We start from the raw sequence: 25,315 nt of genomic DNA on the forward strand, positions 1-25,315 counted from the left end.
CTTTATCCTCCTCGATTAACGTAGTCGCGACGTTCGGCGGTCAGCCGTTCAACCTGTGTGGAATCCAGCGTGGGATGGAAATTCGCGGGCAGATGAACCGCCCCGTCACGGAACTGCATGGGTTCGGCGAACAACCGATCCCTTGGCTTCAGGAAGCCGTTGAATTCGCCGGCATTACGGACGACGCCGCGGGCGATGCATGCCTCCATCCAATTGTGGATCTCTGAACCCAGACCGTCACCCAGCACCGGCTCCATGCCATGAGCGCGCACGGCCTCCAGCCCTTCCCGCAGCCGCTGCAACCCGCCGAAGCGCTTTAGCTTCAGCTTGCAGAAGCCAACGCCGGGGATAGTGCCGGCGCGTTCGATATCCTCCAGCGCACAAATCGGCTCATCAAGCATCAGCGGCACTGTCGAGGCCGCGGCCACCGCGCCATTCGCCTCCCAGTCTTCGGCGGGACAGGGTTGTTCGAAAAGCTCGATCCCGGTGGGATCGAGCGCGGCGGCAAAACGAATACCCTCATCGCGGCTGAACCCGCGATTCGCGTCAAGGCGCAACGTGGCGCGCCCGGCAACCGTGGTCTGGATCGCGGCCACCCGGGCAAGATCTGAAACCACATCCTTGCCAACCTTTACCTTGAAGGTCCGAAAACCCTGCGCCAGCCATCCTTCAATTTCCGCCGGAATCCGGGAAAGATCGGTCTGGTTGATCGGGGTCAGAAGCGGCAGTGTCGCGACCTCTGTCACGTCAAGCAGCGGATGACGGCCCAGATGTTCAAGCGCGGTGGCAAGCGTCGTGGCCGCGACTTTGCTCTGACCGAATTCCTCAAGCACCTGCTCCAACACTTCGGCCGGTTCGCGTCCACATGCAACCCGCAGGTGGCGGTCAAGGAATGCCCAGGCTCCGTCGCGCGTCTCGTCACTCGATCCCGGCGAGACGTGACCATCGGCAAAACCGCAATTGCCATCCTCGTCCTCGAGTTCAAGCAGGAAAGGCTCGAATTCCTCAAAGGTGCGGTAGGACAGCCGATAGGGGCGGATAAGCGGCAGTTTCAATCTGCGTAATACAGCTTTCTTAAGTCTCGGCACCGGATTCCTCCTGAGAGTCTGCCGCATTTTCCAACCGGTCTTTCCGCGATCGAAGCGGCGTAAGACGCGGGCGGTATGGCTGGTTATTTAGTAGTTGCGTTAGCGACTACTCTATCCTAACCTTTGCCATGCGTTCCCCGCCGATGCAACAGCGTTGTTGTCGGGGAAAGCGCGAAAAGGGAGGAAGACATGAGAGCTTTGATGAAGGCGGCCGTGCTTGCGGCTGCAGCCGCAGGCTTGACCGCTCCTGTCGCGGCACAGGACTACCCTTCGGGTGACATCCGCTACATCCTGCATGTGAAACCCGGCGGCGCGACAGATGTGATGGCACGGCGTCTGGCGGACGGGCTACAGAAGGCATTGGGCGTGAATGTCGTCGTCGAGAACCGCGACGGCGGCAGCGGCGCGCGACAAATGGCACAACTCGCCCGGGCCAAGCCGGATGGCCAGACCATTGGTTCGGTTACCGCGTCCCATCTTGGCATGTTCCTGCAATCGAATACTTTCGACGCAGATTCGGTGACATGGGCCTGTAACATGGTACTTGACCCATATCTGCTTGCCGTCCGGCCCGACAGCGGGATCGATTCGCTCGCCGATCTGGTCAAGAAGGCAAAAGCTGCACCAGGAGAATTATCGGTCGCCGGTTTTGGCGAAGCCTCGGGCGGACAGGTCGCCTGGCAGATGTTTGCCGATTCGGCCAAGCTTGGCGATGGCGACATAAACTGGGTACCTTACAGCAGCGTCGGCGACGCGGTGGTCGCAACTCTCGGCGGCCATAACGATATCGCAATCGCCTATACCGACCTTGTTCAACAGCATGTAAAGGCGGGCACACTCAAGGTGATCGGCGTCATGTCGACGGAACGCCTGCCGAAATTCCCCGACGCGCAGACTTATGCCGAGGCTGGCTATCCGGTCGATACCACATGGCAGCAGTTCCGGGGTATCGTCATGCCCGCCGAAACCCCGGCCGAGATTCAGGACGCGCTTTGCGGTACGGTCCAAGAAGTCATGCAAACCCCTGAAATGGTGAAATATATCGAGGATTCCGATCTCGTTCCGGGCTTCATGGGACATGAGGAGTTCACCGAATTTGTGCATGCGCAGGACGAGGCGGCAAAGACCTGGACCGCAAAGCTCGGCATCGCGAGTAATTGAGCAATGAATAGTCAGGACATAACCTTGACCAGGCACATCAAGCACAAACAACAGGTTGAAAACCTCGCACGGACAGAGAAAAGCCTCCGCCTGTCGGGCCGAATAGTCGATATCATCGTCTGTCTGGCGCTTTTGACCATGGGAATTTGGTTCGTGGTGGAAGCGTTACATATGCCCTCGGGTCGCGAAGCTCTGGGTCCCGGCACCTTCCCGATCATTGTCGGAGGAGCGCTTGCGTTTTTTTCCCTCTTGCAACTTGGCCTGTCGATCTCGGCGCGCAGGCAATGGGCGGCAGTCGAGGTGCAACGCCCGCTCTGGCTGATGATCAGCATGGCGATGATACTGGCCTTTCCGGCCGCCGTGGAAAGGCTGGGCTATTATCCCGTAGCGGTGATCTGGGTGCCGGTTTTCGGCTGGATCGCCGGCATCCGCAGCCCCGTCGGACTTATTGCCGCCACGCTGATCGTTCTGGCGCTCGGGAAGTTCGTTTTCGAGATGCTGCTCAGCACACCGCTGCCATGACCGGAGGTTGGAAATGATCGAGAATTTTCTGCATGCCGCGGCGTTGGTGCTGACGGTCAAAGTGATGGGAGCTCTCTTTTTCGGGGTACTGGTCGGTTATTTCGTGGGGGCCATGCCGGGACTGACATCCTCCATAGGGATGGCGCTGCTCATTCCTTTCACCTTTGGTCTCGAACCCATCCCGGCCATTGTCATGCTTGTGTCGATCTACATGGCTTCGGACTATGCCGGCGGAATCCCGGCGATCCTCGTCAACGCGCCGGGCCAGCCGGGCTCTGCGGTGACCGCCTTTGACGGGTATCCGATGTGCAACCGGGGTGAATCGGGTCTTGCACTCAACCTTGCAATCATGGCGTCGGGGGCAGGGGCGTTCATCAGCTTGCTGCTGCTTGTCGTCTCAGCGCAGGTGATGGCCTCGTCCGCGCTTGCATTTGGCCCATCGGAATATTTCGCATTGGCAATCATAGGGTTGTCCCTGATCGGAGTGCTAAGCGCCGGTTCCACTCTCAAGGCGATCATCGGGCTCTTGTTCGGACTGACCGTCGTCACCATTGGCATCGACCCGATCCGCGGAACCGAACGTTTCGTTTTCCACCCCTATCTGATCGATGGGATTCCCTTTCTGCCTGCACTGATCGGGCTTTTCGCGCTTTCCGAGGTCTTCGTGATGATCGAGACAGCGAATGACCGGATCGACCGGGTAAAGCACGCATCTTCGGCCAACCATTCGCTGCGCACATTGATGCCCTATCGGCGAACGGTGCTGCGCTCGTCGCTGATTGGCTATTTCATCGGAGTAATTCCCGGGGCAGGCGCCTCGATCGCTTCATTGGTCAGCTATGGCGTGGCCAAGAAACTGTCGCGCACCGGCACGAGCTTCGGGACAGGCAACCCCGAAGGGATCGTGGCCTCCGAGGCGGCCAACAATGCTTCGGTTTCGGGGGCGCTCGCGCCGCTCCTGTCTCTTGGCATTCCCGGCTCGGCCAGTGCGGCGGTGCTGATCGGCGGGCTGACGATTCAAGGGCTGCAACCTGGACCCCTTCTTTTTGCAGACAACCCCGAGATCCCTTTCTCGATCTTCGTAGGCCTGCTGGCTGGCCTGCCGATCATGCTGCTGATCGGCCTCTTCGGCGCAAGGCTCTGGGTGCAGATCACGCGTATTCCACGACCGATCATCGCGACCGTCGTGGCCTCGATCTGCATGCTTGGATCCTATGCCGCCGCGAATGACACTTTCGAAATGATGGTGACGGCCACCTTTGGGGTGATCGGCTATGTACTGCGCCGTTGCGACATTCATCCCGCGCCGATCGTGCTGGCCCTCGTGCTGGGCGAAATGCTGGAAGCAAACCTGCGCCGGGCGATGATCCTCGCCAATGATAATTTCCTGACCGTGATTTCACATCCGATTACGGCGGGGCTGATCCTTGCCTCGATCCTGGTACTTGCGTCACCGCTCTTCGGGCGGAAGCCAGCCGCAAACTGAACCGATGGCCCCTCCGGCATCAGGAACCACCATCGCCGTTCCGACTGCGGTGCTGGCTCCGCCGGTGGGATCATAACCATGGGCCGAACAGCGCCAGAGATCAGCCAAGGATCGGCGATCCCAATGGAAGGCCAAAAAACATGCAGGATTGTGCAAGTCCCGAACTGCTTCGCCCGCTTGGCGGTGGAACGCCGGGTAACCATTATCTGAGCCTTGCCGCTGCGGAAGCCCGGTATGGGCCGCTTTGCCATTTACCCAGATCGCTGCTGGTATTGGCCGAGGATATTCTTTGGCGCAAGCGCGGGGATGCAGCCCGGACCGAACTTGACGCGCTACGCGCCGCCGTGACCGGAGACATGGATGGTGCCCCGATCTCCTTTGCACCGGGCCGGGCGCTTTTTCAGGACTTCCTTGGAATTCCGTTGATGACCGATCTCGCTTCGATGCGCGACGTGCTGGCGCATGCAGGGGCCGAACCACACCGGCTGGAGCCACGGATCCCGGTCGACTTCGTGGTCGACCATTCGCTTTCCGTCGAGATCGCGGGCCGGCTCGATGCATTGTTTCGCAATCGAGAGATCGAATTTCAGCGAAATACCGAACGCTTCGAATTCATTAAATGGTGCGAGAATGCGTTCGAAACGGTTCGGGTAATTCCACCCGGCCGCGGCATCATGCATCAGGTCAATATCGAATGGCTAAGCACCGTGATCCGGGACACGCGCGTTGCCGGCCGCCGGGTTTTGCGCCCCGATACAATGATCGGAACCGACAGCCACACCACGATGGTCAACGCGCTCGGCATTCTCGGCTGGGGTGTCGGCGGGATCGAGGCCGAAGCCGCGATACTTGGCCTGCCGCTTGGGCTTGAAGCGCCGAGAGTGGTGGGGCTGGAATTGCGGGGCGTGCTGCCTCCCGGCGCGGCGGCGACTGATCTCGTGCTGCATATCACCGCTTTTCTACGCCAGATCGGCGTGGTCGGCGCCTTTGTCGAAATGCACGGGCGGGGGCTTGCCGGCCTATCGCTGGCCACCCGCGCGACCATCGCAAATATGGCCCCGGAATACGGCGCCACTTGCTGTTATTTTCCAATCGACCGGGCAACGATTGCCTATCTCGCCATGACCGGGCGCAGCGGCGATCATCTTGCCGAGATAGAGAACTATGCCCGCGTGCAGGGTCTCTGGTCCGAAACGGGCGAGGCGGCAACCGGCCTGACTGAAAATCACGTCTTTGACCTTGCTACGGTCGAGCCGGTCATGGCAGGACCAAGCCGCCCCGAACAGCGGGTGACGCTTGGTCAGGTGCCGGCATCCTTCGATGCGCGGCTCGCCGCCCTGAAGGTGGACGAACCGGCTGCATCCGGGACATTCGGCCATGGCGCGATAGTCATCGCGGCGATCACAAGCTGTACCAACACCGCCAATCCCATGCTGATGATCACAGCCGGAATGCTTGCTCGCAATGCTGCGGCACGAGGTCTGACGCCAAAACCCTGGGTCAAATGCTCGATGGCGCCGGGTTCGCGCGCGGTTACGGATTATCTCGACGCCGCCGGCCTGACGCCTGCGCTCGAGGCTCTGGGTTTCCACACGGTCGGCTACGGTTGCACCACCTGCAATGGAAATTCCGGACCGCTTGATCCGGAATGGCAGAGGCAAATCACCCAAAACAACCTTGCCACCGTCGCGGTTCTGTCCGGTAACCGGAATTTCGAAGGACGCATTCATCCTTCGGTAAAAGCCGCCTATCTTGCATCTCCGGCGCTGGTGATCGCGGCGGCGATCGCGGGATCGATCTCGGTCGATCTGTCGCGCGATCCGCTGGGTGTGGATGCAAAGGGCCGCCCGGTGCATCTTGACGAAATCCTGCCTGACCCCGATGAGGTCGAGGACGCGGTGCGGCGTTTCGTTACCGCCGGACGTTTCCGCGATACTTATTCATCGGGGCAGATGACGACGGAAGACTGGCGCTTATTACCCGCCCCCGCCACCGCTCGTTTTCCCTGGAAGGATGACAGCCTGTTCATCCGTTCTTCGGATTTTCCCAAACTTCCGCCGGCATTCGATCCACAAACGGGCGCCGCAGGAATGCGGCCGCTTCTGGTGCTGGGCGATGGAATCACCACCGATCATATTTCGCCCAACGGGGCGATCCGTCCCGGCACGCCGGCAGCAGAATGGCTGACTGAACGTGGCGCAACGCGACCCGGAAACTATGGCCTGCGCCGCGGAAACCCCGAGATTTGCGCACGCGGAATGTTCGACAATCCACTTCTTGAAAACGCATTGGCTGGCGGACTTCGCGGCAATCTCGCGCCCGCTGCCTCTGGTGAGCCCGTTCCGGTCTGGACCGCCGCGCAAGAGCGAGTGGCGCGCGGCGAAAGCTCGGTCATCGTTGCCGGGCGCAACTATGGCGCCGGTTCATCGCGCGACTGGGCGGCGAAAGGATTGCGAATGCTGGGCGTCGTCATGGTTTTGGCGGAAAGCTTCGAACGGATCCACCGCAGCAATCTGGTCGGGATGGGCGTATTGCCGCTGACCTTTGCGTCGGGCTGGAACGCGGCGCGAATTGCCCTGACAGGAACGGAGCTGTTCGATATTTTGCCCGAAGCCATGTTCGCCCCCCGTTGCCGGATGCGGTTACGTATCCGCCGCGAACAAGGAACCGGGCAGGAAAGCGAAATCCTGTTTCCCGTCAGGCTGGACGTGCAATCCGAGTCAGAAATCGAGACCCTGCGCGCGGGCGGCATCCTGCCACAGATCCTTGGTCGGCTGCTTGACGACGCTGCCTGACAGAAAGGATGCATAGCGAAAGATTATGGCATCTCCAGTATGACAGGCATCGCGGCGGGATTTCGGTTTACCTATCCTCGGCCAATGCGGGTTCAAGTAGCGTGACGCGCTTGTCATCTATGAAACCGGTGTAAATATCGCCACGGCGGAATCCCGGGCTTGACAGGCAGGCGATCAGAAAGTCCCGATTGCTCCGCAACCCTTCGATCGCGATCCCCTGCAATGCAGCGACAGCGCGGTCGCAGGCATCTGCGCGATCCCGTCCATGCGCAATCACCTTCGCCACCATCGGATCATAATAGGGTGTCACAACATCACCCTCGCGATAGGCGCTGTCGATCCGCAAGCCCTCTGTCTCGGCCGGAAGCTGGAAGCGGGTAAGGGGTCCCGGCGAAGGCAGGAAATTCTTTTCCGGCATCTCGGCATAAAGGCGGCATTCGATGGAATGGCCGCTTGGCGCGATTTCGGTCTGCGCCATCGGTCCAAGATCTCCACGGGCAAAACGCAACTGCATTCCAACAAGATCAAAACCGGTGACCATCTCCGTCACCGGATGCTCTACCTGGATGCGTGTGTTCATCTCGAGGAAAAAGAACTCGAAGCTCTCGACATCGACGATGAATTCTACGGTACCCGCGCCGCGATAGGCGGTGTGGCGGCAAAGCGCAACCGCAGCCGCAGTCATCCGTTCAAGAGTTTCAGGCGGAAGCAGAGGAGCGGGGCTTTCCTCGATCACTTTCTGAAATCGCCGTTGCAGCGAACAGTCACGTTCATAAAGATGAACCGCACCCGCCGCCCCGAAACCGAACACCTGAATCTCGACATGGCGGGCCTTGGGCACGTAGCGCTCCAGGAATACGCTGCTGTCGCCAAAGGCTCTGCCGGCCATGGACTGCGTGGCAGTGACAACCCGGCCGAGCTGATCCGGGCCGTCAATCTGGCGCATACCGATCCCGCCTCCACCGGCCACAGCCTTGACAAGCAGCGGATAGCCCACTTGCGCGGCTTCGGCATCCAGATCGCTGTCGGGGCCGATCACACCCGAACCCGGAACCACCGGCACACCGGCCGCAGCGGCCAAAGCGCGTGCTTGCGCCTTGTCGCCCATGGCGCGGATCGTTTCGGGCGCAGGACCAACCCAGGTAAGCCCTTCCGCCACGACACGGCCCGCGAATTCGGCGCTTTCGGACAAGAACCCATAGCCTGGATGTATCGCATCGGCACCGGTCTGCCTTGCGGCGGCCAGCACTTTTCCCATGTCGAGATAGCTTTCACGTGCGGGTGAAGGACCGATAGCCACGGCAATATCCGCCTCTTCCACATGAGCAAGCGTGGCATCCGCCTCTGAATAGATCGCAACGGTTTCGATACCGAGTTTACGGGCAGAGCGGATCACCCGGCGCGCAATCTCGCCACGGTTGGCGATAAGCAGCCTTCGCATCACGATCAGGCCTCAAGACGGGCGACAACCGTGCCTTCGGTCACGGTGGCACCCTCCTCGAACAGGATCTCGTGCAGCACACCCGGCTCGGGCGCGGATACGGGTATCTCCATCTTCATGGATTCAAGAATCATGATCGCCTCGCCTTCATCGATCCTGTCACCCGGCTTTGCCTCGATCTTCCAGATATTCCCTGTGATCTCGGTCTTGATGTCGATGATTGTCACCTCGGTCTCCTCCTTCGCTCCGGCGCAAGATCGCCTTTCTTGAAAGAAGAAATAGCATGAGGTATTCGTAGTTGCAATAACAACTACTTTTTGGAATCAGCTCAGGTGACGCAAAGCCGATCCTTCGTCAATCCGGCGGCCGCGTGGACTATCCGCCCGGCATCACACGCCCTGAGGATAAGCAAGAGGAAGAGAATCAGGATTTCGAGGGTCGCCATTAGTTGTTCCGCTTGCTACTCCTATCAAGTCCGGGACATGGCGCAGCCCGCGCATAAGCTGCAATGAACAGCACGGGGAATACCGCAATCACGCTGTCGTCAGAACCGGTCCTGACTGGCAGAGACGGAATGCCCCGGCTAATGGACAGATTGAACGCAATGCAAGGTGAACCATGACGGCACGAGTGTCAGAAGCAAGCAACGCCCCTGCGGATGTAATTTCCGATCTGCGCAAGCTGGGGCTAACGGAATATGAAGGCCGGGTTTATTTTCAGTTGCTCTGCGAAAGCCCGGCAACGGCCTATGAGATCGCCAAAGCCGCAAATCTGCCACGACCGAATACCTATAACGCGCTGGAAAGCCTCGTGCAGCGCGGTGCCGTGCTGCCAGTCAGCGAATCCCCTGCACGCTATGTCGCGGCACCGCCCGAACAATTCCTCGATTCGGTGGCAAGACGAACCAGCACGCTTTGCACTGCGATCACCTCGCGGCTGAAGGATGTCGCGCGGCCGATAGATGACCAGTATGTCTGGACATTACGCGGCGTGACCAATGTGCATGACAAGATCGCCTCCCTGATCGATGGCAGTCAGGAGTCCTTGATGATCAAGGCCAGCGATGAGATCCTCCGCCGCCATACCGACAGCCTGCGCGCCGCCGCCGAGCGCGGAGTCGAGATGCTGATGGTCCTTTTCGCCAGCGATGTAAGCGAATTTCGCTTCGGCCCCAACTGCAAGGTCTACAGCCACGAGGGCAACGGGGTCCGGATGGGCAAGACCGATAACCTGTTCACCATCGCGGCCGACCATGTAGAGATGGTAACGGCTCAGATCCTCGAAGTGGTGGTGGCTGTCCATACCCGCAATGAACCAATCGTCACCATGGCCGAATCCCTTGTGCGACATGATTTCTACATGGCCGAGATTTTTCAGCGTTTCGGTCCCCAGATCGACGACGCTTTCGGCCCTTATTTACGCGATTTGCGGCTGGCCTGCTTTACGCCGGCGCAGGCGGATTCATTCCGGCTGAAGACCGGAATCCGCGACTGAAGCGGCACAAATTCGGCGATAAGCTCGATTTCCGCGCCAGACACCGGCCATCAGACCTAAAACCGGTGATGGCCGGTACCGATGCAAGTTGCTGAAATCATGATCAGGCCGGTTTGTGGCGTGGGCGCAGCCCGGGGAACCCACGTCCCCGCAGCGACGCGCCAGCGGTTTCGGTCACAAACAGCAAGGCGACAGCCCCGACCACGCAAGCGCCCATCATGTAATAAGCCGGTATCAGATGACTTCCGGTTTTCGCAACCAGCCAGTCATTGATCAGCGGAGCGGTACCCCCGAAAAGCGAGGTCGACACGTTATAAGAAATCGCCAGCCCCGCATATCGCACATGGGTGGGAAACATCGCCGGGAAGGTGGCAGAGATGGTCGCCAGTTGCGGAACATAAAGCAGACCCAGCACCCCAAGGCCGACAAGGGCACTGACCGGTGCTGAAACATCGGCACGGCGGCAATGAACAGCCCGATGATGGAAAACCACCACAATGCCTTGCGCCCGTAACGATCCGAAAGCGCGCCCGCAAAGGGAAGCAGCACCATCATCGCCAGCATGGCCAGCAACGGCACCAGCAACGAGGCGTTATTTCCCATCTTCAGGGTCGTGCTCATGAATGTGGGCATATAGGCCAGCAGGACATAATTGACGACGTTCAGGGTCACCACAAGGCCGCTCAGCAGCAGCAGCGGTTTCCAGTATCCGCTCAGCAATTTCCGCAGCGGCACGGTTTCGTTCTCTTCCTGCTCAGCGGCCTCAGCCAGTTCCCGGAATACCGGCGTGTCCTCCATTTTCGACCGCAGATACAGTCCCGACAGGCCAAGCGGCGCCGCGATCAGGAAGGGCAGACGCCATCCCCATTCACCCATCGCTTCATCCCCAAGAACAAGCGAGCAGCCCAGCATCAGGAAAGCGCCCAGCGAAAAGCCGGCCAGTGTCCCGAATTCAAGGAAACTGCCGTAATAGCCGCGCTTGTCGTCGGGGGAATACTCGGCCATGAAGGTTGCCGCCCCGCCATATTCGCCACCGCTGGAAAATCCCTGCACCATGCGCAGGATGATCAGCAGCACCGGCGCGGCCCAGCCGATGCTATCATAGGTCGGCAGAAGCCCGATGCCCAATGTCGCCATCGACATGATGATGATCGTCCAGGCCAGCACGGTCTTGCGCCCCAGCCGGTCGCCCAAGGGTCCCCAGAACAATCCGCCCAACGGGCGAACCAGAAAAGAAATCGCAAATGTCGCAAGTGCAAACAGCGTCGCCTCGGCCGTGCTGCCGGGAAACAATGCCGCCGAAATATAGGTCACGCCATACGCGTAGACCCCGTAATCAAACCATTCTGTCGCATTTCCGATTGCCGATGCCGCAATCGCACGCCGCAGCAACGCAGAAGAGGCCCCCTCAGAAGCCACTGCTGGATTGTCCATAATACCCCCCCTTAAAAAACAACTAGTTAAACCGGACTCTACATTAAAATATTCGTCACCCCGGAGGATTAACTATTCACGTTCGATTGCGACTGTAAAGACGAATATTGCAGAATTCAGCCCCCGAACGACAGAAAGTTTTATCGCGGGCATAATTGCTGCGATACGGAACAGCCTGCGATACAGAACCGGAATTCGCCAATCCTGCTGGCCAATGTCCTGTATCATTCCCGCATCCGGAAACGCCGCTCTTCCAGGAGCGGTCAGGTCATAACGGGTGATCAGGTCCCGAACTGACCGTTGCGATAGAGCGTTCCAGCCGATCCAGACGTTTCTTGCCACCACTGACAAGCGCCCGCTCTCGCAGAACCTCCAGATAATCCGGGGTCAGGCGGCAGTTGCGATACAGTTTCAGCAGGCTGCTGCGCGTGGCCTCCCCCGTCACGATGCCGCGCATGGTTTTGCTAAGCACCTTGCCGTTGCGCAGCATCAGGGCGGTCTTGTGATCGGCATGGCGCAACGGAATGTGACAGGAATTCGCGGGGCTGAACCGTTCGCAATGGCGCCGGTCCAGCTCCACTTTCGGATCGTAGAACAACCAGACTTGCCCCGCCGAGGCCGATTCCCTGGCGGCATCGCAAAAGGCGCCGTCCCAATCCGCCATCCGCCCGGAAAGATAGCGGCCATCCCAGCCGGCAATCCGGCTTGAAAGGCTGGACTGAGGTGAAAACGCCGCCACTTTACAGCCCGGCGCCAGGGATGAAAAAGCCGCAGCCCCATATCCGCCCATCGAGGTTCCGAACATGGTTACCGACTGAAACTGCCGGAAAAAGCCGCTTTCCTTGAGCGACAGAAGATAACGATGCAGCCCATCATTGCGATACCAGGCGGGAATGAAGGTCATCACGCCCAAATGAGACCAGCCCGCCTTGCGGACGAAATCATAGCCCCAGGGATCGCGCGCCACGGGATTTTCACGGGCCGAGGACAGATTGTCAAAGGAAACCAGCAGATGCTCGTGACTGCGCGCAGCATGTACGCATGCATAATTCGGCATCGAATGATAGAATCCATGCGCCTGCCCCGACAGCCGGAAATCCCCCAACCAGCCGGGGGCAAGGCTTTGGCGGGGCATGTTCTTTCCCTCGGTATCCGCGGCCCTGTCCGCGCCATCTTCCTCGGATTGATCGTCCTGTTCCGTTCCGGCCCAGGTCTCTTCTTCATTGTCGGGTTCCGCCTCACGCGCCGTCAGTTCGGATGTCCAGCGCATATTGCTTTCATCCAGAAACGGCCGCGTCACCTCGACCCCGAAGGGAACATGCCACTGGAACATGGATGCAGGCGGATTCTTGCCCTCCAGAAACAGCGCGATGGCCTGACGCGCCTGCGGATCCTGACCGGCCAGCAACCGGTCCAGCCGCGATCCGAACTCGGCGATCACGGCCTGATGCGCGCGCAGGATATCCGGAAACTCCTGAAACAGATCCTGCCGCAGCTTCTCCAGCTTCTGACAGCTGTCCTGCGGCAGGATGACATCGATAAAGCTGAAATTCCACCGGAAGAACTGGGTGATCGTGGCTTTCAGCATATCCGGCGTTATGAATGGCAAATCCGGACCCGCGCCGACATGCCGCAGCAACCAGGTTTCCGCATCCTGCGACACATAGGAAACCACCCGTCCAAGGCCAAAGCCCGGCGCTTCCCGCGGCGCAAGCCAGCCACCCTCAAGAAAACGGCCCTCCGTATCCGCGCCGGCGCCGTTCAGCCAGATCAGCGGCTCTTTCCGCTTCGCGAATTTCGGTTTCAGAACCGGTCGCCCGGACTGTAACCTGCGGGCCACCCGGGGGCGGAAAAACGATCGCATTGTCGCCGCCAGCAATGGCCCGCGCAGCCCGTCGCTCGTTCCCCGGCCGAACCGCTGGCACAGCAGTTCCCCTGAATGACGCCGCTGACCTGAACTGCCGGCAATCTGGCAGGTCAGGCTCAGTACATCGGGGATCTGCGGCAGCGCCGCGAACAAATCCCCAAGCATGCCGCCGCCGGTCTCGATATGCACGAAATCTTCGGGCATCAGCCACAACAGGTATTCTGCATCCTTTCGGCCTTCCCGCAGAACGGTCTCTGTCACCACGCGCTGCCGGGTATTCGCCGCGGCCAGACCCGGATGCGCGCTTGGGCGATAGCTTATCAGCCCCGCATTCTCCAGGGCGCGACCCAGCGCATCCGCCTGTTCATTCGCGCTGTCGCCATAGACGGTAATTCGATGAAACCCGATGCGGCGATGATGCAGAACCCATTCAACCAGCGTCGGTCCGGAATCGTTCATCAGCATATGCAGGCTGATATCGGGCTGCCCGCTTTGCTTCGAATAGTCGATGAAATTATTCATTTTTTCTACAATGCAACAAGTTTCTACAATGCAACAAAAGTAACTGAAAGCGGTGCGGTCAGGCCATATTGATGAAATTCGCAATTTTGAAATACCCTTTACGGGTATAATGATCGCTATCCACGAATTCCTCGGCCGGGATCAGCTTTTCCACATCTATGAAAATGGCCCCGGGATGAGCCTCGCAGAATTCCCGGCACATGGTATTATAGACGGCCCGCGCCCCGGACGTCCGGGCGGCCTGCTCACCGATCTGTTCGGCCGCGCCCAGGATGAACAGTTTTGCATCAGGCCGCATCAGGCCGATAGCTTTCTCGAAACTCCGCCGCACAAGGTTCAGCCGCTGCGCCTCATCCAGATCCAGATGATGTAAATGGTTCAACATCTGAATGGCGGTCTTCGGCGTCCGGACAAGACCGGACAGGCGTTTGGGCGGGATCGTCAGCAGATAGCGGTCCGTCTCATCGGGAAAGCCATAGGTAAAAAGATTCCTCGTCAGGAAAGCGAAAAGCATCGACAGAATGATCACATCCGATGTCTTCAGGCTTTTGTCCAACGCCTCCATCTCGGCAAGGTTATGCCCCGCCACATGGTTCAGAGCCCAGTGATTTGCAATCCGCTGTTCACGAGGGTTCAGAAAGAATCCGGCATCGTCATAGCGGACGATAAGGCCGTCATCGTCCGGCTTGTTAACGAATTCATCCCGTTCGGTGCCGCAATAGAAGGATACCTGCTGCAGGTCGCATCCGCCGACAAGGCAAAGCTGACCCCCGGCAGCCGCCTCCGCATCGCCGAATTCGTCGACCTGCCGGATCCATCCCACTTCCGCGGGGATATCCAGCGAATTGGCCACAGGCTTCGCGATCTCGAATTCGGGCCGTTCCAGATGATTCCAGACCCATTGCTCGACCCCCATATTCAGGGTGCGGCAGGAAAAGGCGAAATGATGCACGACCGTGCCGTTGAACCTGCGGCGCAGGCAGAAAAATCCGACCAGCCCGTAATCGCCGTATTTGTCCCTGACATGGATCAGCCCGGCATGAACGCCGGGAATGCGCAGAAGCTCCTGCAATTCGGCCTTCTGCTCATCGGTCGTCACCCGCTGCTTGGTAAAGTTCAGCTGGTTCGTGCGATTGATCAGTTCATAGACCCGATCCATCCGATCTTCGAAATCCGCGATGATCTTGATCTGGATATCGGATTGCCGCAGAAACTCCTCATTCGACAGGTTGCCGGAAATCTGCGCCTGTTCCTTGGTTTCCAGAACACGGTATTGCTGCAAACGCGCGTGATCGCGGTCATCCTTGCCCCGCAGCTGAGGCAACCCGGCCAGCCCGGAAAGATCGGGCTGCGACCCATCTGTCGAGCCGGTGGCATCCAGGCAGGCGATGCGGGGCGAGAAATATTTGACCTCTTCAAGGTTCAGGTGATTGTCGTCCAGAAACAGCGCATTTTCATCGCGAAGCTGCATCCGTTCCAGGATCGACTTGATGGCCTGACCTTTCGGGCTCCATTCGATATGCGGAAATACGAATTTATCCCAGACGCCCAGCCTGACCAGTTCGGCTTTCGCCTGCTCGAAATCGTTCTTGGAACAGATCGAGCACATGATCCCGCGGTCGACAAGCGTGTGTACCAGATCGATATGCGCTTGGACCGGTGTGATATCGCCTTCGGATAATGTGCCGTTCCAGAAGGTCTCATCCAGATCCCAGATAACGACCTTAACGTCTTTATCGATAATCGCGAAACGTGGGTCACTCATAAACATATCCTGAACTCATAAACAGAGCATCATTACCGCCAACCGTTCACAAGCTCCAGCGTCATTATCATCCAAAGTTAAAATAATCGCGAAGGGCAATCGCCGGCCCCTGCCCTGCCGGCCCATCGCCGCAGCCCGGGATCCTGCGCCTTGTCGTCACTTCCAGTTCATAAGATTCTTCTGTCGGTGTTTCTGGACATTTTGCCAGGGCAACTCTTCGGAATTCACGGTCATCCTTGCCGACGCGGCAAGGATCATCTCATGCGAGGTCGGTCTGAGTCGCGCGTTTTCCAGAGGTGGACCGCTTCGGTCTTTTGCCATCGCCCGCGCCGAACGGGCGATTTTCTCGTGTCCAAGAGTGCTGACGGCCTTTGCAAAACGCGGCAGAAGATGCGCATGCCCGCCCTCCCCGATCCTGGCTTTCATCGCATATAAAAACCATGGCACGGTACGGGCGGCGCGATAGATCCGGGCGAATTCCCCCGGCGACATCCTTCCGGCGACAGTCTGCCGCACGACCGTCGACAAAAGTCCGGCGCGGCGCAGGAACAGCGCGGATTTATGCCCCGCATAACGCGCCTTCAGATGAATGACATTCGGCGTGGTGAAGCGGTCGATATGGCGTTGATCAGGCTGAAAGCCCGGATCGTAAACCAGAAAGACCTGTCCGGCGGCAGCGGATTCGGCGGCCCCGTCGACGAAAGCCCCGCTCCAATCTGCGCGGCGCCCGGCGGGAAACCGGGTTTCCCACGGCACCAGCTCGGGTTTCAGCGTCGATTGCGGTGAAAAGGCGATCACCGTGCAGCCGGGCGCCAGCGAGGCAAAGGCGCAGGCCGCATATCCCCCCATCGAGGTGCCGGTCATGACGACCTTTCCGAACCGGCGGAAAAACCCCTGCTCCCGCAGATTTTCCAGATGTTCCAGAATCCCCGTATTCCGGTACCAGTCGGCCCCGAAGGTCATCACCCCCAGTTGCGACCATCCATTCTTGGCAACGAAATCATAGCCCCAGGGCAGACGATCCAGCGTATCTTCGGCGGCGGAAGAGACATTGTCGAAACTGACCATCAGGACATCGTCGCCCCGGTCGGTGAACACGACGCCGAAACCGTCGCCGGATATATAGCTGCCCCTGCGATGATCCGATCGCCGGAAATTGATCAGCCATCTGGGCGCGGACTCGGCGCGATCCGCATCAGGCGCAATATCGTGGCTGCTTGGATCAGTCATATATTCTTTGCTCCGCCATCAAAACATGGACGCTAATCGTTAAAAAATGAAAACCCGGGCGTGCTTCCGGGCTATTTTATTCGCTTTGCTCCCACCGTTGCAAGCGGCGATTCCGATGCCTCGCCACCATACCCGTCTTCAGCAGCCCGGTCGCCTCATGAACCGCCCGCCAGGGCCGGATCACCTTCGGCGATATCATCGAACAGGCCCGGCGACATCTCACCCCAGAACGCAATGATCCTTGCTGCGTTCAGCGGCGACAACCAGCCATGTCTCGAAAAGTCCTCGCGCGCGCGGTTTTCGGTCAACTGGCTGACAAACAACCGTTTATCCGCATCACGCTGGGTTGGCGTACGCTCCTTTATGGCATCCAGAACCCGGCGCAGATAGGCCGCGCGGGGATGGGCGGGCGCCTGCTCCCCTGCCCTGCCCTCTTCCCCGTCGTAATCGCCCTCCAGCGCCGCGCTCAGGTAACCGACCTTGCTTTTGACATTGCTGCGCGCCTCGACATAATCCAGCTTGGCCGCGACCGAGCTTTCCCCGTGCGAGGTCAGCCATTGCTTCGCCAGACGATCGCTCACGCCCAGCTCTCGCAGCCGCGTGTAAACCGGACCGTGACGCACCCCTTCCCCGTCATCGATATCAAGAATCGCAAGCTGCGGATTCTCCGCGATGCGGAACCGGATATGAGTGACCGTCCGGCTCATTTTCCGCGTGTCGGGGGTCAGGATGATATTGCTGGTCTTGTTCACCTCGGCCACGGCCGGTTTGATCACCTTGGCGTTCAGATGCTTGTAGGTCTCGTAATAGCTTGACCCGTCCACCCCCATCAGCCGCCGGAAAAGATCAAGCGTCCACCATCCCGTCGATCCGGTCCGGATGAAGCGGTAACAGTTTTCGTAAAGCGCCAGCGCATGCCCCGAGGTAAAGCGCCGCTGGATGTTCAGATTGATCAGGGCAAAGACCTTCGGGTCGTGCAGTTTCTCGGCCAGCGCGGGGGAATAGGCATATTCGCAGATCCCGCCCTTCAGCTTGGCATAGCTCAGCAGGCTGGACACGCCCCATTCCTGCCGCCCCTTCTCGTCCAGCATGTCCCATTCGGCCACGGTTTCCGCCAGCCCGCGCAGGGATTGCTTCAGGGTCTCCATATCGTTCGAGTTATACCCGATCATCAGGCACAGCGTCCGCGCATCGATCTGATGCCGCGACTGGCTGGTCAGTGTGTCATAGGCGTTCAGCAGCAGGACATTGGACAATTTCCGCTGCAATAGCGTCAACTTCCCCGATACATGGATCGCGGCGACATGTTTCTTGACCGTTCCCCGCCTCAGGGCGCCGGTCAACTGCTCACGAGGGATTTCATCCATTTTTCTGCCCGGACTTTTATTGACGCCATTTTGCCGCAAAAGGTACCTGTTAGCAACTGAAAATCAGGTCCCCATTATGGGCCGGACCCGTCCCGCATCCGGGTTCCTTTGATATTTTATCCGTGGTTAAGGGACCCGGATACGGGATGATCTTCGGGCCGTTTCACCCGGCAAAGGCGTATTTCGCGTGGTTTCAGGCCGGTCCTGCAATCAGAAACCCATCTTCCCGCGAATCAGTCCTCATGCGCCCGTATGCGGGCACCATTCATCCCGTAAACTGGTCCCTGTCCGCCTGTAAAGCGGTGCCAATACTTACTTAACTAGCTGTAATTAAACAATTAAATATCAACAAATCTTATAAAGGAGTCAAAGATCTACAATCTTTATGTTGCTGTTTTAATCATTATTCAGATCGGTTTCGCGGGAAAACCTGCTTTGACGATTCACTTTCATGTTTCGATGTGCCATAGATTTTCCAATACGCACAACAGAACCGCACATGACAAAGGCAGTGACATGTCATCAGGTAAGGACCACCAGCCCCCTTATTTCAATATTGACCCGGCAAAGGCGGCGCAACAACTATCAGAACCCGTCGATACTGCCCGATTCGCCAGGGCCGCATCTTTTGCCGCGCGCGGGCGTCAGGATCTCGCCAAGCGGGGCTATGCGCCCGATGGCCGCAAACGCCTGCGCCGCTTCTCGACCTGGGAAGTTTGCCGCTATCTCATTCCCGTCGCTCCGGCCCATTTCCGGCGCGTATTGGGAAAGAACCCGGAACTGCCTCAGGGTACGGGTGAAGGTAATTCAAAATGGTTCTCTCTGGAAGATGTCTTGCGTCTGCGGGATCATTTCGCGGCCGAAGGTGCCGCGGGTCGGGAATACCGTCCGTGGCGGCCCAAGGGACTTCCCGCGAAAATCATCGCAGTCGCCAATTTCAAGGGCGGCGTGGGCAAGACCTCGACGGCAGCTCATCTGGCCATGTCGGCGGCGCTTGATGGCTACAAGGTGCTGGTCATCGATCTGGACAGTCAGGCCAGCATGACCTCGATCATGGGGGGGCAGGTTGCGGATGAATGGTCGACCGCCTTCCCCTTGCTGGCCAAGGATTACGCTGCCGCCCTGCGTGATGAAAACCTCGTGCGCGAAGCGGCCGGCCGCCCTCCCCTGCCCTTCGACGAAACGCTGACCGAAGCGCTGGAGGTTTCGCCGCGAAACCTCATCCAATCCACGCATTGGCCCAATATCGATCTTCTGGGCGCACAGCTTAACCTTTACTGGGCCGAATTTCAGGTGCCGGTCTGGCGGATGGGCCTGCGAAGCTGGCCGCTTTGGGATGCGCTTGGCAATGCGTTGACCAATGATGGAATCGTTCATGACTACGACATCATTATCCTGGATACGCCGCCCGCTCTTGGTTACCTGACGATCAATGCCCTGGCGGCTGCGGATATCCTGCTGGTGCCGCTTGGCGCGTCGTTTCTTGAATTCGATTCGACAGGCAGGTTCTTCGACATGCTTTATTCCACCTTCGCCAGCGTGGAAGACGGCGAGAATGCGGCCCGCAGGAAGGACGGCCTGCCCGAGATGCGCTTTGAATGGGATGCCGTCCGTGCGATCATCACCCGGTTCGATGCCGCGCAGCAGACCGATCTTGCCAATGTCATTCAGGCCTATTTCGGCGATTTCATGACGACGTTCCGGCAGGATCTGACCGCGATGATCGGGCAGGCCGGGGAGCAGGTGAATGGCATATACGAGGCCGATTACAGGGAATTCAACCGCGATACCTATGTTCGCGGGCGCGAGACGTTCGACAGGACATGGGCCGAGGTCAAGGAACTTATTCTTGGCGCATGGTGGCGCGATCAGCAGCTGGAAGAGACGATGCGGAAGGAGCGGGTAAATGGCTAAGCGCAGACGGCTGGAAACACCAAGCAGCGCCGATCTTGATCGCATCGAAGCAGAGTTTCGCCGCGAAACCTCTCAGGGCGGGCCGGGAAGGGGGCTTGCGCCGATTGCTCAGGTCGCGGCCGACAGCGCCACGCAGGCCCATGCGGAAGATGTCGATGCCCGGGCAAGTCGCGCCAAATCCGAGGCCGACGCCGCCCGCCTGCACGCCGCAGAGGAAAGCGGCCTGCTGATGGTCGAGATTCCGCTGGAAGAGATCAACGAGGTCGCCATGATCCGCGACCGGATGGTGATGAGCGAAGAGCAGATGCAGGAAATGCGCTACTCGATCGCCGCCCACGGATTGCGGATGCCGATCGAGGTTTTCGAGCTCGACCGCCCCGGCGATACAGGCCACCGCTACGGCTTGCTGTCGGGTTATCGCCGCTTGCTGGCGGTCAAGGGTCTGTATGAGCTGACCGAGGCCGAAAAATATGCCCGGATCCGGGCCATTATCCGCCCGCGCGCCGATGCCGACGCGGCATTTGTGTCGATGGTCGAGGAAAACGAGGTCCGGGCCGAGCTTAGCCATTTCGAGCGGGGCCGGATCGCGGTCATCGCCGGTCAGCAGGGGGCCTTTGCCAATACCGAGGACGCGGTGAACAAGCTGTTCGCCAGCGGCTCCAAGGCCAAGCGGTCCAAGGTCCGCTCATTCGCCCTGATATTCGAGGAGCTGGGCGACATGCTGGAATTTCCCGAGGGTCTGACTGAAAAGCGCGGGCTGCGCCTTTCGACTGCCTTGCGCCACGGGGCCGAGGCATCGTTGCGAAAAGTCCTGTCCGATCATCTGCCGTCCAATGCCGATGAGGAATGGACGGTGATCGAGCCGGTTATCCTGAGCTTTGAAAAGGGTGAAACGGACAAAAGCCGGGGCGGGCGGCCGCGTTCGAATCCGATGAAGCACGGCTGGATCGACAGCAAGACGATCCGCACATCCAGCGGGATCACCATCCGCCGCGCCACGGATAGCAAGGGCCATATCCTGCGCTTCGAAGGGCGGGGGATCGATAATGACATCATGGACAGCCTGATGCTGGAAATTCAGGCATTGCTGGAGAAATAGCCAGGGTTTCGCCGCGAGGCTTTGTTCTGCGGCGGAACTTTTCCTGCCTGTCGCCACAGAGGCGGAACAGGCCATTCTTTGCTGCCGGGCTTCTATATCGGCGCCCATGCCGCGGTTAAGGGTTGGTGCCTGCCAACGCGAGGGCCCAGCCGTTACGAGACCTGTTTCCGGCAAGAAAATCATATCGCCATGACCTGTCTGAAACCGGTGAACCCCTAGGCGGGTTTCGTCGCGTTATCGGCGTTGCAGCAGGGCGGACAGGGGTGTTGCGCCGGGGCGGCCTGCGGCGGTTTCAGCTGGATTAAGCCTGCGGATTCCCGTTTTCGTCGATATTGCTGATAATTGTTCCTTATCGGAAGTGATAATGCATTTTCCAGATCACCGAGACAACGGAAAATAAATATAGATTGATTTCCGTATATCACGAAAATATCGTTATTCCATGAGATTAAAACAGCACCAACAGGAACGGAACGGCTCTGGAAGGCTGCTGGATGATATCCTTGCGGTCGAGATCGCCGCAGGCCGGATGGAAGGGGCCTTTCAGGCCGACCCGGAACTTGGCCGGATGTGGCGCGCGCAGCTTGCCCTTGGTGAAGCCTGCAAATCGGTGGCGCTTGAAGATATTCATCTGTCCGAGGGTGATCTGGTGCTGCGGCGTTTCGAGAACCGGGATACCGCTTATGCCACGGCGCGGGGCAGTTCCCAGGCCGAGGCGCTTTTGCGGATCATGGTCTCTCCGGGTGATCTGTTTGCGGATCCGACAACCGTGCTGATGCGCTGCCTGCGTGCCGGTTCGGGCGCAAGCATGGGTGGCGGTGCGGGACCCGACGGGGCAGGGGAGGACTGGCCGGATATCGATATCCTGTCCGCGCGGATCCTGTCGGCGGCCGGGGCGGCGCCCGGTCCGGCGCTTGCGGCGATCCGCGCGGCTGCGCATTTGCGGCTGGCCACCGGGTCGCGCTATCCGGCGGCCGAACGGCTGTTGTTCATCTGCGCGGATCATGCCTGCCGGCGCGGCGAGGGCGGTATGGATATCGATACCGGGGCCGAGGGGGCTGGCGCGGATGCGATATTGGGGCAGATGAGCGCGGATTGGATCCTGCTGCCCTCTCTGGCCATGACGGCGCAGGGCTTTCGGGCCTGGTCGCCGGTGAGCCGGACGGGGTTGCACGACCTTCTGGCCGGATTGCGGATAGAGACCGGCAGGGCGCTGGGCCAGGTGCCGGTTTTGCGGCGCTGGCGGGACCGGGCGCGGGGCTGGGCGGCGGCTGCGCATGGCAAGTCGCATCTTGATGATCTGGTGACGCTGGCGATCCGGCAGCCGATCCTGACCGGCAGGGCGATTGCCGAGGGGTTGGGCGTAACCGACCGGACGGCGCGTAATCTGATTCATGCGGGTGTGGCAGAGCAGCTTTTCGCGCCGATCACCGGCCGGCGCAGTTATCGGGCCTGGGCTTCCTTGCCGATGGCCGAGCGGTTGCGCCTGCGCATGACCCGGCCGGCGCAGCGGGGCAGGGCGTCTGAGGCTGCCGCCATGCCGCACCCGCTTCGCCCGATGGCAGAGCCGGACGGGGCAGGGGAGGCGCAGGCGCTTGCCGATCTGGATGCGGCCATGGCCGCCGCGGACGACATTCTGGCAAGGTATCGGCGGCCGGACGGGTAGAGGGGTAAGATGGCGGTGCGTGGAGTAGGGATCCTGTAACAGAGCCAGAGTGCCCGACCCTCATCCGGGCTTTTATGCGGAACAGCTGCCACTGCTGCGGCGATGCGCTGCGGATGAACTGGTAAACCCAAACGGGAGAGCGCCTGATGAATCCTTGCCGCAATCCGGCATGGGTCTAACCGATTACCTGCGACAGGGCACCCGCCGCGTTTCGCAGGTCATCGAGATGCGTCAGCCCCTGCTCCAGCGTCAGTCGCTGATGAGGGGCGTGAAACGACACGGTCGCCGCCAGATCTCCGTCCTGACCGGGAACCGGAACGGCAATCGCGATCATTCCCTGAACGAATTCTTCGTTATCGGTTGAGTAACCCTGATCGCGAATGCGATCCAGTTGTTGCCGAAGCTGCGCCGGATCGGTGATGGAGTTGGCGGTGTATGCCTGCAATTGAGCGGTTGCCAGAAAACGGTCGAGAAGTTCGGGCGCCATATGAGCAAGGAAAACCTTGCCGGCCGAGGTCGCATGCAGCGGCACGCGCGAGCCGACATGCAGCTGGATTCTCAGCGGCCATTGGGTTTCGACACGATCGACATAAATCATCGCATCGGTGTCGGGGATGGAAAGGTTGCATGTCTCGCGGATGCGCTCGTTCAGCCTGATCAGGATTTCACGCTGTGCCAGATTGTGCTGACCCAGCCGCATGACTCCCAGCATCATTTGCCGCAGTTTCGCGCCGGGAAGGTAGCTGCGCCTGTCGATATGCCGGATGAGAAAGCCTTCTTCCTCCAGCGTTGCGACAAGTCGGTGGATCGTCGGCTTGGGCAAGTGCAAAGACGCGTTCAGCTCCGTAACCGTCATCGGTCTTGAGCTTAACGCAAGCGCCTCAAGAATAAGCAGATTTCTTAGACTGGTCGCGGGTTTTTCGGGTGTTGCAGAGAGCGGCATTCGAACTTCCTTTTTGCGCAGCGACAACCTAATCGCTCTTTACATGATCGTCTACTTGTCCAAAAAATGAGACTGGTAGTCTCATTTTTACGTTGACTCTGCATATCCGCCAATGTCAAATCCGGTCCAGATCGTCGCGAGGAGGCGGCGGCGCAGACATGAAGATGTCAATGACAACCGTCACAACGCATGGGAGGGCGTAATGTCGGACGCAGCTTTGAGCGGCTATTCCAAAGAGGTAGTTACTAACGATGTGCGAAAGGTCGCATTGGCAAGTCTCATCGGGTCCACGATCGAGTGGTATGATTTTTTTCTTTACGGCGTGGTTGCCGGAATCGTCTTTAACGAACTTTACTTTCCTTCCGACGATGCGACGATTTCAATTCTTCTGGCGTATGCGACTTTCGCGGTGGGTTTCGTCGCCCGTCCGTTGGGTGGCTTGATCTTCGGTCATTACGGAGACCGGATTGGCCGCAAGACGATGCTGGTGATTTCCCTGTTGCTGATGGGCGGCGCCACGGTCATGATCGGGCTTTTGCCGACCTATGACAGCATCGGCATCCTGGCGCCGATACTGTTGCTGATCCTGCGTGTCGCGCAGGGTATCGGAATCGGCGGAGAATGGGGCGGCGCGGTTCTGATGGCCTATGAATACGCGCCACAGGGAAAGCGGGGCTTTTATGCGTCCATCCCCCAGATCGGGCTGTCTCTGGGTCTGTTCATGGCATCGGGCGTCATGGCGCTGCTGACCCTTTTGCCGGATGACGCGTTCATGGCCTGGGGCTGGCGCTCTGCTTTCGTGGCCTCGATCATTCTTGTTTTCCTTGGCACGTGGATCCGCGCCACGATCAACGAAAGCCCCGAATTCGAAAAGGCAAAGGCCGAATCCCGCGGGCGTGATCAGGGCCTGCCCATCGTCACGATGCTGAAGCGCTATCCGGCCAATGTGCTGCTGGGCATGGGCGCCCGGTATATCGATGGCGTGTTCTTCAACATCTTTGCGGTCTTCTCGATCGTCTACCTGACGCGTTACGTCGGAATGGAGCGATCTTTTGCCTTGTGGACTGTTTGCGGTGCCGCGGTCGTGATGATTTTCTGCATTCCCTTCTTTGGCCGGCTGTCCGACCGGATCGGTCGCCCGCGCACCTATGCGATCGGCTCGTTTCTTCTGGTCCTCAGCGTGTTTCCCGCATTCGCATTGATGTCCAGCGGCGATCCTTTCCTTGTCATCCTTGGGATCGTGCTGCCGTTCGGTATCGTCTATCCAATGTGCTACGGACCCGAGGCGGCGTTGTTCGCGGATCTTTTCGATCCCACGGTCCGCTATACCGGCGTCTCGTTCGTCTACCAGTTCTCGGGAATATTCGCGGCAGGCATAACGCCGATGATCGCAACGGGTCTGATGGCTGTGAACGACAACGATCCCTTCTGGCTGTGCTGCTATGTCGTCTTCGCCGGCATCGTATCGATGATCAGTGCCATCCTGATCGGACGACGCCCCCAGATCTGAAAACGGCAGGG

General features: G+C 59.3%; 18 protein-coding genes. 9 read left to right on the top strand and 9 right to left on the bottom strand.

All coding sequences use genetic code 11. The annotated features are described in order from the left end of the window. Positions 1-2: 2 nt before the first annotated feature. Positions 3-1,088 (bottom strand): mandelate racemase/muconate lactonizing enzyme family protein, encoded by a 1,086-nt coding sequence (locus Q0601_RS03280; RefSeq protein WP_305287090.1) that lies wholly within the window; start codon positions 1,086-1,088, stop codon positions 3-5. A 189-nt stretch (positions 1,089-1,277) separates the two neighbouring features. Here Q0601_RS03280 and Q0601_RS03285 point away from each other — a divergent pair, with 189 nt between their 5' ends. The 4 genes from Q0601_RS03285 (at position 1,278) to acnA (ending at position 7,052) form a co-directional block, all read left to right on the top strand. Beyond that, on the top strand, positions 1,278-2,249 hold the full coding sequence (locus Q0601_RS03285) for a Bug family tripartite tricarboxylate transporter substrate binding protein (protein ID WP_305287092.1): 972 nt from the start codon (positions 1,278-1,280) through the stop codon (positions 2,247-2,249). Between the two features lie 24 nt (positions 2,250-2,273). Beyond that, positions 2,274-2,771, top strand: a complete 498-nt coding sequence (locus Q0601_RS03290) for a tripartite tricarboxylate transporter TctB family protein (protein ID WP_305287095.1) — start codon at positions 2,274-2,276, stop codon at positions 2,769-2,771. 13 nt (positions 2,772-2,784) lie between these two features. Next, positions 2,785-4,257, top strand: coding sequence for a tripartite tricarboxylate transporter permease (locus Q0601_RS03295; protein WP_305287097.1), 1,473 nt, complete (start codon positions 2,785-2,787; stop codon positions 4,255-4,257). A 140-nt stretch (positions 4,258-4,397) separates the two neighbouring features. Then, positions 4,398-7,052, top strand: coding sequence for an aconitate hydratase (acnA, locus tag Q0601_RS03300; protein WP_305287099.1), 2,655 nt, complete (start codon positions 4,398-4,400; stop codon positions 7,050-7,052). A 67-nt stretch (positions 7,053-7,119) separates the two neighbouring features. Here acnA and Q0601_RS03305 read toward each other — a convergent pair whose 3' ends face one another. Beyond that, positions 7,120-8,493: an acetyl-CoA carboxylase biotin carboxylase subunit gene (locus tag Q0601_RS03305; RefSeq protein ID WP_305287103.1), complete on the bottom strand. Its 1,374-nt coding sequence runs from the start codon at positions 8,491-8,493 to the stop codon at positions 7,120-7,122. A gap of 5 nt (positions 8,494-8,498) precedes the next feature. Further along, a complete protein-coding gene (locus Q0601_RS03310) occupies positions 8,499-8,720 on the bottom strand; it encodes an acyl-CoA carboxylase biotin carboxyl carrier protein subunit (protein WP_119749326.1) in 222 nt (73 codons plus the stop codon). Positions 8,721-9,123: 403 nt separating this feature from the next. On the opposite strand from Q0601_RS03310, the gene Q0601_RS03315 reads away from it, so the two are divergent. Continuing rightward, positions 9,124-9,987: a TrmB family transcriptional regulator gene (locus Q0601_RS03315; protein ID WP_305287110.1), complete on the top strand. Its 864-nt coding sequence runs from the start codon at positions 9,124-9,126 to the stop codon at positions 9,985-9,987. A gap of 273 nt (positions 9,988-10,260) precedes the next feature. Here Q0601_RS03315 and Q0601_RS03320 read toward each other — a convergent pair whose 3' ends face one another. From Q0601_RS03320 to Q0601_RS03340, 5 genes are all read right to left on the bottom strand, one after another. Beyond that, the gene (locus Q0601_RS03320) at positions 10,261-11,421 is read right to left on the bottom strand and encodes an MFS transporter (protein ID WP_305287111.1); all 1,161 of its coding nucleotides are present in this window, start codon (positions 11,419-11,421) and stop codon (positions 10,261-10,263) included. A gap of 268 nt (positions 11,422-11,689) precedes the next feature. After that, positions 11,690-13,810: a glycosyltransferase family protein gene (locus Q0601_RS03325; protein ID WP_305287112.1), complete on the bottom strand. Its 2,121-nt coding sequence runs from the start codon at positions 13,808-13,810 to the stop codon at positions 11,690-11,692. 58 nt (positions 13,811-13,868) lie between these two features. Then, entirely contained in the window at positions 13,869-15,575 is a 1,707-nt protein-coding gene (locus tag Q0601_RS03330) for an HAD-IIIC family phosphatase (protein WP_305287113.1), read from the bottom strand. Between the two features lie 156 nt (positions 15,576-15,731). After that, a complete protein-coding gene (locus Q0601_RS03335; RefSeq protein WP_305287115.1) occupies positions 15,732-16,805 on the bottom strand; it encodes a hypothetical protein in 1,074 nt (357 codons plus the stop codon). Positions 16,806-16,960: 155 nt separating this feature from the next. Then, positions 16,961-18,172, bottom strand: a complete 1,212-nt coding sequence (locus tag Q0601_RS03340; protein WP_305287117.1) for a replication initiation protein — start codon at positions 18,170-18,172, stop codon at positions 16,961-16,963. 516 nt (positions 18,173-18,688) lie between these two features. On the opposite strand from Q0601_RS03340, the gene Q0601_RS03345 reads away from it, so the two are divergent. The 3 genes from Q0601_RS03345 (at position 18,689) to Q0601_RS03355 (ending at position 22,851) form a co-directional block, all read left to right on the top strand. After that, a complete protein-coding gene (locus Q0601_RS03345) occupies positions 18,689-20,086 on the top strand; it encodes an AAA family ATPase (protein WP_305287119.1) in 1,398 nt (465 codons plus the stop codon). Beyond that, positions 20,079-21,185 carry a ParB/RepB/Spo0J family partition protein gene (locus Q0601_RS03350; protein ID WP_305287120.1) on the top strand — a complete coding sequence of 369 codons (1,107 nt, stop codon included), beginning with the start codon at positions 20,079-20,081 and terminating at the stop codon, positions 21,183-21,185. Before Q0601_RS03345 ends, Q0601_RS03350 begins: the two co-directional genes overlap by 8 nt. Before the next feature lie 442 nt (positions 21,186-21,627). Next, a complete protein-coding gene (locus Q0601_RS03355; protein WP_305287121.1) occupies positions 21,628-22,851 on the top strand; it encodes a helix-turn-helix domain-containing protein in 1,224 nt (407 codons plus the stop codon). A 175-nt stretch (positions 22,852-23,026) separates the two neighbouring features. Here Q0601_RS03355 and Q0601_RS03360 read toward each other — a convergent pair whose 3' ends face one another. Next, the gene (locus Q0601_RS03360) at positions 23,027-23,794 is read right to left on the bottom strand and encodes an IclR family transcriptional regulator (RefSeq protein WP_305287123.1); all 768 of its coding nucleotides are present in this window, start codon (positions 23,792-23,794) and stop codon (positions 23,027-23,029) included. Positions 23,795-23,996: 202 nt separating this feature from the next. Here Q0601_RS03360 and Q0601_RS03365 point away from each other — a divergent pair, with 202 nt between their 5' ends. Beyond that, positions 23,997-25,304 (top strand): MFS transporter, encoded by a 1,308-nt coding sequence (locus Q0601_RS03365; protein WP_305287125.1) that lies wholly within the window; start codon positions 23,997-23,999, stop codon positions 25,302-25,304. Positions 25,305-25,315 lie beyond the last annotated feature (11 nt).

Source organism: Paracoccus wurundjeri (assembly GCF_030678915.1).
Lineage (GTDB): Bacteria > Pseudomonadota > Alphaproteobacteria > Rhodobacterales > Rhodobacteraceae > Paracoccus > Paracoccus onubensis_A.

Bases quoted from the DNA above. Each gene is read 5' to 3' on its own strand.
- Q0601_RS03365 (WP_305287125.1), top strand. From the start codon at position 23,997: ATGTCGGACGCAGCTTTGAGCGGCTATTCCAAAGAGGTAGTTACTAAC.
- Q0601_RS03335 (WP_305287115.1), bottom strand. From the start codon at position 16,805: ATGACTGATCCAAGCAGCCACGATATTGCGCCTGATGCGGATCGCGCC.
- Q0601_RS03285 (WP_305287092.1), top strand. From the start codon at position 1,278: ATGAGAGCTTTGATGAAGGCGGCCGTGCTTGCGGCTGCAGCCGCAGGC.
- Q0601_RS03295 (WP_305287097.1), top strand. From the start codon at position 2,785: ATGATCGAGAATTTTCTGCATGCCGCGGCGTTGGTGCTGACGGTCAAA.
- Q0601_RS03345 (WP_305287119.1), top strand. From the start codon at position 18,689: ATGTCATCAGGTAAGGACCACCAGCCCCCTTATTTCAATATTGACCCG.
- Q0601_RS03340 (WP_305287117.1), bottom strand. From the start codon at position 18,172: ATGGATGAAATCCCTCGTGAGCAGTTGACCGGCGCCCTGAGGCGGGGA.
- Q0601_RS03330 (WP_305287113.1), bottom strand. From the start codon at position 15,575: ATGAGTGACCCACGTTTCGCGATTATCGATAAAGACGTTAAGGTCGTT.
- Q0601_RS03305 (WP_305287103.1), bottom strand. From the start codon at position 8,493: ATGCGAAGGCTGCTTATCGCCAACCGTGGCGAGATTGCGCGCCGGGTG.
- acnA (WP_305287099.1), top strand. From the start codon at position 4,398: ATGCAGGATTGTGCAAGTCCCGAACTGCTTCGCCCGCTTGGCGGTGGA.
- Q0601_RS03325 (WP_305287112.1), bottom strand. From the start codon at position 13,810: ATGAATAATTTCATCGACTATTCGAAGCAAAGCGGGCAGCCCGATATC.
- Q0601_RS03355 (WP_305287121.1), top strand. From the start codon at position 21,628: ATGAGATTAAAACAGCACCAACAGGAACGGAACGGCTCTGGAAGGCTG.
- Q0601_RS03360 (WP_305287123.1), bottom strand. From the start codon at position 23,794: ATGCCGCTCTCTGCAACACCCGAAAAACCCGCGACCAGTCTAAGAAAT.
- Q0601_RS03320 (WP_305287111.1), bottom strand. From the start codon at position 11,421: ATGGACAATCCAGCAGTGGCTTCTGAGGGGGCCTCTTCTGCGTTGCTG.
- Q0601_RS03350 (WP_305287120.1), top strand. From the start codon at position 20,079: ATGGCTAAGCGCAGACGGCTGGAAACACCAAGCAGCGCCGATCTTGAT.